Source organism: Micromonospora sp. KC213 (genome assembly GCF_004348325.1).
In the GTDB taxonomy this organism is placed as follows: domain Bacteria; phylum Actinomycetota; class Actinomycetes; order Mycobacteriales; family Micromonosporaceae; genus Micromonospora.
Map to the genome: position 1 here is coordinate 32332 of NZ_SMKF01000025.1, position 13667 is coordinate 45998.

The following is a 13667-nucleotide window of genomic DNA, read 5'->3' on the forward strand; positions in this document are numbered from 1 at the left end:
TTATCGGCTCCGGTAGACTCCGCCGACTGTGACGTCTGTCGAGCCCCGTGCCGCCTCCGCACCGGACCCCGACGGCTCCACCGGCCTCGGCCGTGGCGCCACCGCCACCGTGACGGTGCCACCACCGGTGGCGTCCCCGCTCGACACCGCCCCTGCACGGGGCCGGACCACCTCGCCCACGGCCACCGCCCCGGTGACCGACGCGCCCACGACCGCCCCGACGACCGACGCGCCGGACGGTGGCGGCCGGACGGTCGGCGTACCCGGGAAACGGCCGGACCCGACGGCGGGCGACGGCGCGACGGCGGCCCGGCGCTCCTGGCGCTGGCGCTGGACGGCCCGGCGCAAGGATCTCGCCGTCTACGGCACCTTCCTGCTCGTCGCGTTCTGGGTGACCAGCCAGATCTGGGTCGACCCGGCCGGTCGGGTCGCGTCCCTCTACAGCAGCGACCCGGCGCAGGTGCAGTTCTTCATGGCCCACTCGGTACGGGTGGTGCTGCACGGCGAGTTCCCGTTCTACACCGACCAGTTCAACTATCCCGACGGCGTCAACCTGATGGCCAACACGGCCGTGCTGGCGCTGGGCATCCCGATGGTGCCGATCACCCTGCTGTTCGGACCGGCCGTGTCGTTCGTGGTGCTGGTCACCGCGGCGCTCGCCGGCACCGCGTCGGCCTGGTACCACGTCTTCTCCCGGCACCTCGTCCGCCGCCGACTGGCCGCCGCGGTCGGCGGCTGGTTCTGCGGCTTCTCACCGGCCATGCTGTCGCACGCCAGCTGGCACCCCAACATCATCTCGCAGTGGCTGCTGCCGTTCATCGTCTGGCGGGTGATGGTGCTGACCCGCTCGACCCGCCCGGTACGCGACGGCGCGCTGCTCGCCCTGCTGGTCACCGTCCAGGCGTTCATCAACGAGGAGATCCTGCTCTTCACCGCGCTGGCCTGCGGCGTCTTCCTCATCGCGATGGTGGCGCAGCGTCCGGCGCTGTGGTCGGCGGCGTGGCGTCCGCTGGCCAAAGGGCTACCGGTCTGCACCCTGGTGGCGGGCTCCCTGCTGGCGTACCCGCTGTACATCCAGTTCGCCGGGCCGATGGCGTACCACGGGCTCAGCGACGCGGTCCGCGACTACGGCAACGACATCGCCGCCTTCTTCGCCCCCGGGTCGCCGACCTTCGGCGGCCACGAGCGGGCCAACGTGAACCTGGCCCCGAACTACTCGGAGGAGAACGCCTTCTTCGGGTGGAGCCTGTCGCTGATCGCCGTGGGCATCGTGGTCTGGCTGCGTCGCGAGGTGCTGGTACGGGCGCTCGCGATCACCGGGTTCTTCTTCGCCGTGCTCTCCCTCGGCGAGCGGGTGTCCTGGTGGGACCGGGAGCTCTTCACCGGTCCGTGGGAACTGCTGGTCCGGTTGCCGCTGCTCGACGCGGTGGTGCCGACCCGGTTCGGGCTGATCACCAGCGTGGTGATCGGGATGCTGCTGGCGCTGGCCGTGCAGCGGGCCTGGACGCTGCGCGGCACCGAATGGCGGCACGCGAAGACCGTCACGGTGGCCGCGCTGGTCCTGGCGTTACTGCCGATCGTGCCGATGCCGCTGAAGGTGACCTCCCGCCCACCCGTGCCGGACTTCATCACCTCCGGTCGGTGGCGGGAGTACGTCGGTGCCGACCAGACGCTGGTGCCGGTGCCCGTGCCGAGCATGGGCAACACCCACGGCATGCGCTGGGCCGCCTCCACCAACCTCGACTTCAAAATCCCCGGCGGCTACTTCCTGGCCCCCCGCAACGGCAACACCGGCGATCCCGGACGCTTCGGCGGCCGGCCCAGCGGCATCGGCGAGCTGCTCAACGAGGTGGCGACCACCGGCCGGGCCCCGAAGCTCAACGACCGGCAGCGTCGGCGCAGCCTGGACGAGCTGCGCCACTGGAACGCCGCCGTGCTGGTCCTGCCGGTCGGCCAGCACCACGTCGAGCCGCTGCGCAACACCGTCGAGCAGCTCGTCGGCCCCGGCCGCAAGGAGCTGGACGTCTGGGTGTGGGACGTCCGTCCGTTGTCGGCCCGTACCCCGGCGGCCTGACCCGTACGTCCCACCGGGCGCGGGATGCTCCTATGGTTGTCAAGCTGCGAGTTCAAGATTGTGTGATGTGATGGTCTGGTAGGGCTCGCGGGCGAGGTAGCGCTTCAGGCGTCGGACGCTACGAACCTGACTACGCAAACGGATCGGGGCGGGCGTGGCCGAGTTGGCGGCATCCGTCGCCAGCGGGTGGAGCACCTTGCTGACCGGCTCGGAGGTCGCCGCCGGGCCGGCGCAGTCCCCGTCCGGCGGTGACCGGGTGGGTCCCTCTCAGGTCTGCTCCCGTTCAGCCCGGGTGCCTGATCCGTTGACGTCGTCAGGTTTGCAGCGGGCAGCAAGCCCCTGCCTCATCCGCAGGCGGCGTTACCCCACGCCCGGCCGGCCCGATACCGGCTGAGCCCGTTCCGCGTCGCCTGGTCAGACCCCGGGCGAGAGGTGCCTCATGACCATCATCTCTGTCAGTCGACCAGGGGGCGGACGTCCCAGAGCCACACGTCGTCAACCCGCTGCGCCGGCCCCAGCAGGCCGGTCATCAGCTCCCGCAACACCGCCTCGCGCGGATGGTCGCCCAGCACCACCACCGACGCCTTCCAGAACCGCAGGTCCGCCACTGCCTGGCGGCGGTTCTCCTCGGTCAGCTCGGGCACCCGGCCGGCGTCCATGGTGGTGTAGATGAGCGTGCTGGTGGGCCGGTTCGGTGCGCCGAAGACCCCCTCACCCTTCTCGTTCGGGCCGATGAAGTACCCGCCCGGCACGGGGAACTCAAGGCCGGTCAGCGCGCTCCAGCGCAGCGTGGACAGGCCGTGCACGTTGCTCGGGATGGGCACCGGCACCAGGGTGCGCCCCGCCGGCACGTACGGCCGCCAGCCGCCGGCGGTGATGAAGCGCGGCGGGGGATCCACGTGCTGCGCCGGCAGCGGGCGCGGGAACAGCGGCAGCACGGCGAGGGCGACGGCCGCGTACCCGACCGGCCGGATCCAGCGGCGGTGGGCCGGCACGGCGGGCGGGGCTTCTCCGGTGGCGTCCTCGGCGGCCGGGCGGGGGGCCGGCGCCGGCCGTCGGCCGTACCCGGCCGCCGTGTCCCACGCCAGCGCCAGCAGCACGCCGACCGCCGCCGTGGTCACCAGCGCGAGCCGGGTCGGCATCATCATCTCCACCAGCGGCACGTCGTCCGAGATGTACGCCCACGGGCCGTCGACGGTGGTCTCCACCCCGTTGAAACGCACCTTCGGGCCGATCGCGCCGAGGGTGAAGAGCACCACCAGCACCCCGCAGATCCGGGCGGCCAGCGAGCGCCGCCAGAGCAGCACCAGGGCGGCGAGCGCGACCAGCACCAGCGGCCAGCCGAACCAGGTGTTCTGCTCGGTCAGGCCGATGGTCTTCTCGACCGCCTCGTCGCCGGCCACGGTGTCCCGGGCGAAGGTGACGAAGGCCATCAGGTCCTCGCCCCAGTTGTGGAACACCCCGCCCTGCAGGCCACGGTAGGACTGCGGGCCGTTGAACTGGAACCAGATCGGGTAGCCGGCCAGCAGCAGGGCCAGCCCGCCGCCCAGGCCCAGCGCGGCCAGGAAGCCGGCGGCGCGCTCGCGCGCGGCGCGCGGTCGCTGCACCGCGTACGCCACCACGATCACCAGGCAGGCCAGCGCGGTGAGCAGCAGCATCTCCTCGTTGATGAAGATCTGGTACGCCACCAGCAGGCCCAGCACCACCCCGTCGCGCCGCCACCGGCCGTCCCGCCCGAGGCGCAGCACCCGGGCCACGATCAGCGGCAGCAGGAAGTTGGAGACGAAGTTCGGCTGCCCGTTGGCGTGGTGCACGATGCCCGGGGCGAAACCGAGGAAAGCGCCGCCGACGAACGCGCCGGCCCGCGACCGCACCAGGTGCCGGGAGAGCACCCAGTACGAGGTGGCCGCCGTCGCGGCGAGCGCCCCACCCAGGTAGAGCGCGTAGGTCACCTGCGGCCCGAACAGGAGGGTGACCGGCGCCAACGGGATGGTCATGCCCAGCAGCGAGGTGTTGGCGATCATGTTCACCCCGTCCGGGGCGTTCTGCCGCATGCTGAACAGCGGGTTCTCCAGGTGCCGCACCGAGTACGCGCCGTGCGAGAAGAGCCACTCGAACCAGCTGTGGTCGGTCGGAAGGTGCGAGGAGACCCGGTGCTGCACGTCCATCCAGTAGTTCAGGCACACGAAGACGCCCAGCAGCACGTAGGCTCCGATGGCCAGCACGTCGGCCCGTCGGGGCCGCCACCGGGGCCGTCGGGTCGGTTCGGCCGCCACCGCCTCCGGTGCGGACGTCGGGTTCAGCGAGGGATCAACCACCGGCACAGCCACGACGGGCCATCGTACAGGCGGCGACTGGCCCTCCTTTCGGCCCGTGGCCGGCGCGCAGGGGGAGTGTTTCCACCGGGCGGCCGGACCCTGGTCTGCTCGCGGTCCACCGATCAGTTCGGGGTGTGGCGGCTGACCGCCGGCGCCCGGCGGGTGGGGCGTGACCGACGTTTGGCCGGCGGCACTAGGTTGTCGGGCAGGTCGGCGAGGAGGTCGGGATGCGGGTGCTGGTGGTCGAGGACGAGCGGAACCTCGCCGACGCGATCGCGCGTGGGCTGCGTAGACGCGGGATGGCGGTCGACGTGGCGTACGACGGCGACGCCGGTCACGAGGCGGCCTTCGTCACCCGGTACGACGTGGTGGTGCTGGACCGGGACCTGCCCGGCATGCACGGCGACCAGATCTGCGCCGAGCTGGCCGCCTCCGGCACGTTGACCCGGGTGCTGATGCTGACCGCCAGTGACAGCGTCGCCGACCGGGTCGAGGGGCTGGGTCTGGGCGCCGACGACTATCTGCCCAAGCCGTTCGCCTTCGACGAGCTGGTGGCCCGGGTGCAGGCGCTCGGACGGCGGGCCACCCCCGCCCTGCCCCCGGTGCTGACGCTGGCCGACGTGGTCATCGACCCGGCGCGGCGGGTGGTCACCCGGGCCGGGGTGCCGGTCGACCTGACCAACAAGGAGTTCGGCGTGCTGGCCGAGCTGGTCAAGGCGCGGGGCGCGGTGGTCTCCAGCGAGGAGTTGCTGGAGCGCGTCTGGGACGCCAACACCGACCCGTTCACCACCATCGTCCGGGTGACCGTGATGACTTTGCGCAAGAAGCTCGGCGACCCGCCGTTGATCGAGACGGTGGTCGGTGCCGGCTACCGCGCCGCCGGGGAGGCCCGGTGAGCGCCCGGCGGGGACGCCCGGTGCGCGCCTGGCGGGGACCGGTCCGTCCGGCGCGCGGGTCGCAGGCCGGGGTGGCGCGGTGACCCGCCGGCTGCGGCCAACCCTGCGGCTGCGGTTGACCCTGCTCAACGGGGTGCTGCTGGTGGGTGCCGGAGCGATCCTGCTGGTGCTGGCCTGGCTGCTGGTCCACGACGCGCTGCGCCCCACCGACGAGCTGCGCTCCGGCACCACCGTGGTGCTGGCCGACGGCCGGTCTCTGGACGCGGCGGTCTGGCAGCGCCAGCTGGTCGACGCCGCGTCGCGGGACCTGCTGGTCAAAGGGCTGCTCGCGTTGCTGGTGATCAGCGTGGTCGGGGTCGCCGGGGCGTACCTGGTGGCCGGCCGGGCGTTGCGTCCGCTGCACCAGGTCACCGCCACCGCCCGCCGGCTCGGCGAGGCCACCCTCGACCAGCGGATCCGCTGGTCCGGGGCGGACGACGAGGTGGCCGAGTTGGCCCGCACGTTCGACGCGATGCTGGACCGGATCGCCGCCGCCTTCGAGGCACAGAAGCGGTTCGTCGCCAACGCCTCACACGAGCTGCGTACCCCGCTGGCGGTGATGCGGACCGAGATCGACGTGACGCTCAGCGACGACGAGGCGGACACCGGCGAGTACCGGCGGATGGCGACCGTGGTGCGCGACGCCTCCGAGCGGGCCAACAGCCTGGTCGACGCACTGCTGGTGTTGGCCCGCAGTGAGGCCCAGGCCGGGCAGGGGCTGGCCCGCCGCACCGAGTGCGACCTCGCCTCCGGTACGGCCAACGCGCTGTCGGCGATGGCTCGGGAGGTGGAGCGGATCGGGCTGCGGGTGCAGACCTCGCTCAGGCCGGCCCCGGTGACCGGCGATCCGGGGCTGTTGGACCGGCTGGCCGGCAACCTGATCGAGAACGCGGTCCGCTACAACCACCTGCACGGCCGGCTGTGGGTGCGTACCGGCACGGACGGGCAGCGGTCCTGGCTGGTGGTGGGCAACACCGGGTTCGAGGTGGACCAGGCCGACGTGCCGGGGCTGTTCGAGCCGTTCCGGCGCGGCGGTCGGGAGCGGACCGGGGCACGCGGCTCCGGGCTGGGGTTGTCCATCGTCCGGGCGGTGTGCGACGCGCACGGCGGGACCGTCCGGGTCATCGCCCAGCGGGGCGGCGGGCTGGAGGTGACCGTCAGCCTGCCGGCGGCGGACGGGGTGGCCGCGACGTGAAGCGGCCCCTGCGCAGCGGGAGACACGGCCAGACTCGGCGACAGTTCGCCGAGATGGCGTCACCGGGTGAGAAGCGCTCGGATCGCCAGGTATGGAAGCGGCGGCTCTCGGCCAGTGAACCCGTCGAACAGCCCACGTTCCCGTCGTGCCTTCGCTGCCGCCGCCTGCCGGTCCCGTCGGCCCTTCTCAGCCAGGAGCAGATCCAGGTAGTTCCGGTCGGCGTCCTTGGGGCACAGCATTGCGTCGATCCAATCTTCCCGCTGGCGTTCGACAGCACAGAAATCGGCGTCGAGCGTGAGGTCGATGGGCCGGTGTTCGGGCTCGCCGAGCAGTTCGCCTAGCGTTCGGGACTTGATGAGTTGGGCCGCCGCGTACGCCTCCAGAGGTCGGCCGAGTTTGATGCGTACGGCGACCAGCTGCTCGTAGATGGGCAGCTGATTGGAGAGGAATTTCATGCGCTCGTCCACGGTGGCGAACGATGTACGCCATCGTTCGCTGAACTGGACGCACCATGACATGTACCCTTCCGCAAGGTGAAGGTCTCCTTCGGCTATGGCGATCGAGGCCAGGCCGGCCCAGCAGTGGAACTGGGCTTCAGAGCGTGCGTCGGAGCTGTCGAGTTGCGCGAGTGCTCTCTGGTAGGCCGCCTTGGCGTCGGCAAGGTGCCCGAGTTGTCGGCAACAGTCGCCGATGGCGGTGTGTAGTTGGGCGACGAGAGCCTCTGGTACGGCCGGTGTGGTGAGAACAAGGGCGGCGGCGCGAAGCTTATCGAGTGCCTCCTGAGGAGCGGTCCGCGCGAGCATCATCCCCTTGTGGAAGGCTGCGGATGCGTCGAGTATCGGCCGGAGTTCTGCTGTCTCGGCTTCGTCAAGTTGGTCGAGAAGCGGCGTTGATGGTGCGTCGCCTGCTGCGACGAGTTCGGCATACCGAGCCAGGTGGGCAGCCGCTTCCTCGCGCCGTCCGGTCTGTCGGCAGGTCAGGTACGCCCACCAGGTGCTTGCAGTCCGCGGCGGGGGCGTGAGCGGATGCGCGTACGTCGGGGTGATCGTGAGAAGCGGCGTCGAGAGGTTCTCTGCGAGCAGCGGCAGTAGTGCCCGGAAGCGGCGATAGGCCGACTCGAAGTCACCCGCGCTGAATGCGGCAATCCCGGAACGGTGCAACGAGCATGCCAGGAAATTCCGATCCCTCATCGTGTCGATGGCGGTGGAGTGCGCCTCTCGGACCGCGATGTCTAGCGCGACGTCCGAGTAACGCACCGCGGCGGCCAGATCGCCAAGGTGGGAGAGTTGTAGCTCGGCGATAGTGAGGTTGGCGAGCCACTCGAAACGGCGCGCTGGTGAGGCACGCGCCGCCATCAGATGTTCGAGCGCCTGGGCGTGGTGTCCGAGGTCGATGGCGTAGAAAGCCCGGTCGAGATGGTAGCTCGGGGCGGGGGCGGCACCCGGATTCGCCACGGCCACCTCAATAGCCCGGTCGTAGGCGGCCAGCGCTTCCTCCACCCGGCCCAGTGCACGCAGGACGGCGCCGAGAAGGTGGTAATGCCGGGCAAACGTTTTCGGAGCTGTGTCAGCGGGCGCGTTCGCTAGGCAGCGCTGGCCGAGGGCGAGCGCTTCCTCGTACTGGCCACGCTCGACCGCGTACTCGAACAGATGCCCGTCGACCTCGAACACACCCGCGGGATCGCCGGCCTCCGTGCACAGCCGTCTCGCCGTGGCCCAGGTGCTGACCGCCGCCTGTTCGTCGCCGAGCACCCGGTGTGCGTCGCCGAGCGCGGTGTACAGCGCCGCCGACGTCGGACCGTCGCCGAGCCGGCTTTGGAGTTGGTCGGCGAGGGCCAGCAGATTGGTGGCGGCTTCCCGCTCGCCGTCACCGGATATCCGCCAGTACTGCCTGGCCAGCAGCCGAGCTGCGGTGGCGAGCTGGTCATCATGCGTGCCGGCCAGGGCCATGCGGGTGGCGGTCAGGTGGTCCTGGAGCGCGTCGTCGGATTTGCCCTGCGCGGCGTGGATCTGGGCGCGGAGGCTGAGGGCCACGATGACCATGTCGGGCGGCCCGATCTCCTCGAGGATCTTCAGGGCCATCTGGATGGTACGTCCCGCAGCCGCCAGGGAGGTGATCCGGTCGCGAAGTTCCTCCGGCCAGTGGTTGAGGTACATCCGGGCGTGCCACAGCAGGGCGTCGGCCCGCCCTCGGCTCGTGCCTCCGTGCAGGCTTGCCTCCACTGCCAGGTCGGCCCAGGTGAGCCGGTCGGTGTCGTCACCTCTCTTCTGCGCCAGGAAGCTGAGCGCGAGCATGCCCTCCAGCACATGGTCGTCAATGCTGGCGCGTACCCGTACGAGCGCCGCGGCACGGTCGGGCGCGCGTTCGAGGATTCGCAGCACGCCTTCGGCCCGCCGCTCCCTGAGCCAAACCCGGATGCCGCCGGACCGCGACATCAGATGTTGTCCAGCCGGCCGAAGACCGCGAGGTACAGCCGCGACGGTACGTGGCCTTTCTCGACTTTGCTGAGGTGCCGCTGCAGCACCTGGAGCAGCAGGCGGTGTTCCTCCGGAGAAAGCCCTTCAGCGCTCGTCAGCGTTTCGCGGCCGATCTCGACCTGAAAGTCGTAGCCGTGCAAGCGTTTCCGAAGGAGGCTCTCGGTTCGTGTCGCCAACTGGTCTTCGGTGATCGATCCGGCCGTCCATGCCCGGACGAGATCGCACAGGTCATCCCGCAGCATTCGCGCGCGGCGGCCTGCTCGTCCATGCGGCGTCTCGGCTGCACCGAAATACACCATCAACAGTACGACGAACCCGAGCGCGGCCTTCCAACCATGGACTGCGAACAGCAGCCCAACACCTCCGACGACAAGAACCAGACTGAGTACCGTGAGCGCCATGATGATCATCTGGGCGTGTCGCGCGGCACGAAAGAGCGCCGTGGAACGGTTGACGCCGACGCACACGGTCAAGGTCAGCGCAACCCAGGCGGCCGGTGCCAAACCGGCGACAACGCCGAGCAGCATGAGGCCGGCCAGTACAAACAGCTGATGACGGATCGCGCGCACGTGAATCCCCTAAGCCAGCTGGTAGGTCTCATCAATCTCGGCTCGCCTGCGCAGTAACGGAACCAGCTTCCCGGCGCCGTCGATGCTGACTCTGGCGGTCAGGTTGAACCGGGCCAGAAGAGGCACCTCAGCGGGAGACTCCACCAAGAGCCGCAGCTCGCGGTCCGGCTGAAGCTCGTCCCGGCCGGTTGATCGGAAGTCCCAGAACGCCCGCGCGAATCCGCGGCCGGACGAGACGATCGTTGGCTGGTACACGCTACGGGTGGTGGCCTGCTCGCGCCGGGCGTCGACTTCGAGCAGGGCGGGGACGACGCTGAACGTCAAGCCCGCCCCGACCGTGGTGGTGATCTCCACGGGATGTTCACCGCGCACCTCGCGAGGGGACATGTCCCGTACCACGGCTGCCTCTGTGGGCCGCAGATCGACCGTCAGCCGGGCCGATCGGAAGGTACAGCCGGGGCTGGGATGCAGGACGCACAGCAGGCTGATGTCCCAGTGGACAGCGTGGTCCGCGGTGGCTTTATCGTCGTGAAGGCGTCGCGTCGGCCCGAGCGCGAGCGCTATCCGGTTGCGGTGCCGCAGCACAGCTACGTCCCTGTCATCGACCACCACCTCACCCCGACGGACCATCGCCGTCAGTTCGGTGTCGTCCACCTGGAGTTCTGCATCGAACAAGGGCTGGAACGACGTGTCAGCCGGCATGGTTCCTCCACTCTTGGGGCTGGTCATCGCCAATCACCGACCATCACGAACGGCGCCCAGTGGTGGAGCGACCTCCATGTCGGGACCTCCATCGTGTCAAGGATCGCCGCCTGCAGAGCGTCCACCTTGGCCACACCGGGCGTGTGCATTAGATGCTCGTAGAACCGGCGCATGAAGAACGATGTCGAGTCGTCCGCGACCGACCACAGGCTCACCAGAACCGATGCCGCGCGGGCGTAGAGGAACGCTCTGGTCAGCCCGATGAGCTCGTCGCCCGGCTGGTAGTGGCTGACCCCGGTCTCGCAGCCGCTCAGTGTGACCAGCGACGCCTGTACGCGCGGCATGCCGAAGATATCGGAGGCGGTGAGCACGTCACCGCCCGCGAGTTGGAGACCCGACTCAAGCGGATCGACGGGGTCGAAACGGGCGTGTCCGGCGATATGCACCACATCAACAGTGGCGAGCGCCTGCCCGACACTCTGGCGGGTGACTTTCTCGCCGAGGTACGCCTCCACGCCGAACAGGTCTCCCAGCATGGCCGCCTCGGCTGCGGCATGCGGCAGGTTCCGCTGCGAGTCGCCGAAGAACGCCGTCCGCCGGGGTGCTTCGAGGGCGGCGCCAGGGCGAGCCGTCAAGCTGTGCTGCAACGCCGACACGCTCGGCACGTAGGTAACGGGATTACGTTCGATCAGGTACGCCTCGCCGACCCGCAGGGCGTGCAGCGGCAAGCTGTGCAAGGGACCGTATGGAACGAGGCAGATGATGTCGCCGGGGTCGCTCCAACTAGCCAACGGCTGAACAAGAAGGTCGTACGCATGCCAAAGTTCGGGCATGTCTGCTAGGTCCCGGACGCTACGGTGTGAGTCGAAGTTTGCCGCGACGAACAGCGACAGATCGAGCCGGTCGACATCCAGCACTACGACCTGGGGTTGTTCCCAGTCAGCCCGCACGCCAAAGACGGCGATCCGGTCGGCCACGCTGACGTACTCCAGCAGCACGACTCGCCGGTTGGCGGCTATCACGCCAACACCATCTCCCAGACCACACACCGTTGTTCGCGCCTGTCGCCCCCGAAGCTCCATCGGGGACACCTCTCGGCAGCGGCCGGGAGGGCACCATCATCGTGCATCGAGGTGAGTGCCTATGTCAGGTTGTCGTCGCTTCTTTGACGGCTTTCCGACAAACGGCACTGCGTCATGAGTGCGTGGTTGATCAAACCATCGCCTGTGCTGGCCGGCGCGCCTGCCCTGCTCCGAGATCGCATCTGCGTCCGCGTACGGGGAGGGCAGTACGGTGAAGATCCGTGCGCCTCGACCCGCCGCCGCGGAGGCGCGCGGCCGGTGGGTGACGTGCCGGGCCCCGTCCACACAAGGACGGGGCCCGGCACCGGTCGAGGGTCAGTTCTTCTGCTGGATCTGCCCGCGCATCGTCGACAGTTCGGCGGCGGCCTCCTGGCCGCTCTTGAAGTAGACGATGATCATGCCGAGGCTGCCCTTGTCGCTCCACACGCAGATGCCCAGCGGCACGCCCGACGTCTCGGCGTCGCCGCACTTGGCGAGCCCGCCGAGCGGGCCGGCGTCGACGCTCTTCATCTCCTTGATCTGCAGCTGGGCCTGGCCGGCGCCGGCGAGGGTGTCGTCCAGGGTCTTCGCCGGATCGGCGTTGCGGCCGGAGGCCGCCGCCACCATCACCAGGTTCTTCTGCTCCACCGTGCCGTAGAACGCGCCGGCCGTGCTGGTGGCGTCCGGCAGGGACTGGTTCAGCTGGGTCTCGAGTTCCTTGGCACCGGCGAGCAGGCTCGGGTCGGTGGACTTGGCCCGGCCGGCGAGGGTCTCGGGCGCGACGACCCGGGTGTTGGTGGCGGCCTCGACGGCCTCGACGGCCTTCTTGGCCTCGTCCTTGACGGCGAAGAAGGCGACCGCGGCGCCGCCCAGGCAGAGCACCAGCACCGCGGCGAGCGAGATCAGCAGGATCTTGCCCACGTTGGACTTCTTGGCCGCCGGCGCGCCGGGCTGCGACGGGTTGTCGCCAGGCGGCGGGAACGCCGGGGTTTCCCCCGGCTGCTGCGGCGGCGGGTACGAGCCGTGGGGCTCGCCGCTGCCCGGCTGCGGGGGAGAGGGGTTGGCCGGCGGCTGGGACATCAGGGTCAGCTCCAAACGTCAGAATAGGACGGGTGATCTTAGGCCGGACCGGTGCCGGCGCGCTGCCCCACCCCTACCCGGCCGTCTGCCGCCGCGCGTCGGCCAACGGTGGTCCACACCGGACCCCGCAGCCGCCGTGACCTGCGTACCCGCTCTCAGGAGCGCTTCTCGATCTGGCCCCGGATGGTGGCGAACTCGGCCTTGGCCTTCTTCGCCGACGAGAAGAACATCACGATCATGCCGACGCTGCCCTCGTCGGCCCAGACGCAGACGCCGAGCGAGATGTCGGAACTCCTGCCGTCGCCGCACCGGGCCACGCCGCCCAGAGGGCCAGGCTCGATCGGGGCCACCTTCTTCAGCCCCAGCGAGCCGGACAGGCTCTTCACCGCGTCGTCCAGCTCCTTCTCCGGGAGCAGGACCGGGCCGGAGACCCCGGAGACCATCACCAGGTTCCGCTTGGCGGCGCTGCCGTAGAAGGCACCCACCGCCCCGGACTCGTTGGTGACGTCGCTCTTCATGTCGCGGACCATCTCGTCGGCGAGCCGGCGCAGCTGCGGTTCGGTGTTCTTCGCCCGGCCGGCGAGGGTCTTCGGGGCGACCAGCCGGATCCGCGGGGCCGGCTCGGCCTCCTGCGGGCTCTCCGAGGGGCTGGGCTCGGCGGCGGGGCTGGCCGACGCTCCCGGGGAGAGGCCCGGAGAAGGCGTGGTGCCGGGGCGGGCGTCGTCGTGGTCGGCGAGGGCGACGTAGGCCAGCGCACCGCCGCCCCCGCAGAGCACCAGCAGCCCGGCGAGGACCAGGGACAGGATCAGGCCGAGCCGGGACTTCCTCGGCGGCGGCGGGGCCGGCGGCAACCCGTACGCCGGGGTGCCGGCGAACCCGTCCGCGGGCACCGCCGGGTAACCGCCCGACGCCGGCGGCGTCGCCTGCCCCGGCAGGTAGCCGGCGTGCGGCGGGCTGGGCTGGCCGTACCCGACGGGCGGCGCGGAATGTTCACCGCCCGGTGGGGAGACCTGCGGCCACGGCTGGGTGGGCGGCGTGGCGCCCGTGCCGGGCGGCCAGCCGCCGGGCGGCGGAGGTTGGTGCGGGGGCGGGTACGAGCCGGACTGCGGCTGTGTGGACCACGGGTCGACCGGCGGTGTGGACATCGATCAGCTCCAGGCGAGGGTGCGAACGCGTGATGGTAGCGAGCCGGGGACCGGACGCGCTGCCCGGCCCGAGTCTGACCGGGTGCCGCAACACCGGCCGGACAGCACGAC

General features: G+C 70.5%; 10 protein-coding genes. 3 read left to right on the forward strand and 7 right to left on the reverse strand.

The genetic code is table 11. The features are described 5' to 3' along the window. Positions 1-28 precede the first annotated feature (28 nt). The gene (locus E1166_RS08630) at positions 29-2074 is read left to right on the forward strand and encodes a hypothetical protein (RefSeq protein WP_243710250.1); all 2046 of its coding nucleotides are present in this window, start codon (positions 29-31) and stop codon (positions 2072-2074) included. A 455-nt stretch (positions 2075-2529) separates the two neighbouring features. On the opposite strand, the gene E1166_RS08635 is transcribed toward E1166_RS08630, so the two are convergent. Then, on the reverse strand, positions 2530-4404 hold the full coding sequence (locus E1166_RS08635) for a hypothetical protein (RefSeq protein WP_132337334.1): 1875 nt from the start codon (positions 4402-4404) through the stop codon (positions 2530-2532). 215 nt (positions 4405-4619) lie between these two features. Here E1166_RS08635 and E1166_RS08640 point away from each other — a divergent pair, with 215 nt between their 5' ends. Together E1166_RS08640 and E1166_RS08645 are read left to right on the forward strand one after the other, a co-directional pair. After that, complete coding sequence (locus E1166_RS08640; RefSeq protein WP_132337336.1) at positions 4620-5288, forward strand: response regulator transcription factor; 669 nt, start codon at positions 4620-4622, stop codon at positions 5286-5288. A gap of 79 nt (positions 5289-5367) precedes the next feature. Further along, on the forward strand, positions 5368-6522 hold the full coding sequence (locus E1166_RS08645; protein WP_132262278.1) for a HAMP domain-containing sensor histidine kinase: 1155 nt from the start codon (positions 5368-5370) through the stop codon (positions 6520-6522). A 59-nt stretch (positions 6523-6581) separates the two neighbouring features. Here E1166_RS08645 and E1166_RS08650 read toward each other — a convergent pair whose 3' ends face one another. The 6 genes from E1166_RS08650 to E1166_RS08675 form a co-directional block, all read right to left on the reverse strand. Then, the gene (locus tag E1166_RS08650; protein WP_132337338.1) at positions 6582-8957 is read right to left on the reverse strand and encodes a hypothetical protein; all 2376 of its coding nucleotides are present in this window, start codon (positions 8955-8957) and stop codon (positions 6582-6584) included. After that, on the reverse strand, positions 8957-9568 hold the full coding sequence (locus tag E1166_RS08655) for a hypothetical protein (protein ID WP_132337340.1): 612 nt from the start codon (positions 9566-9568) through the stop codon (positions 8957-8959). Before E1166_RS08655 ends, E1166_RS08650 begins: the two co-directional genes overlap by 1 nt. Before the next feature lie 9 nt (positions 9569-9577). After that, the gene (locus tag E1166_RS08660; RefSeq protein ID WP_132337342.1) at positions 9578-10270 is read right to left on the reverse strand and encodes a hypothetical protein; all 693 of its coding nucleotides are present in this window, start codon (positions 10268-10270) and stop codon (positions 9578-9580) included. 23 nt (positions 10271-10293) lie between these two features. Then, on the reverse strand, positions 10294-11292 hold the full coding sequence (locus E1166_RS08665) for a CHAT domain-containing protein (RefSeq protein ID WP_165944288.1): 999 nt from the start codon (positions 11290-11292) through the stop codon (positions 10294-10296). A 375-nt stretch (positions 11293-11667) separates the two neighbouring features. Then, positions 11668-12411, reverse strand: coding sequence for a hypothetical protein (locus tag E1166_RS08670; RefSeq protein WP_132337346.1), 744 nt, complete (start codon positions 12409-12411; stop codon positions 11668-11670). Positions 12412-12566: 155 nt separating this feature from the next. Continuing rightward, positions 12567-13556, reverse strand: a complete 990-nt coding sequence (locus tag E1166_RS08675) for a hypothetical protein (protein ID WP_132337348.1) — start codon at positions 13554-13556, stop codon at positions 12567-12569. Between the last annotated feature and the right edge of the window lie 111 nt (positions 13557-13667).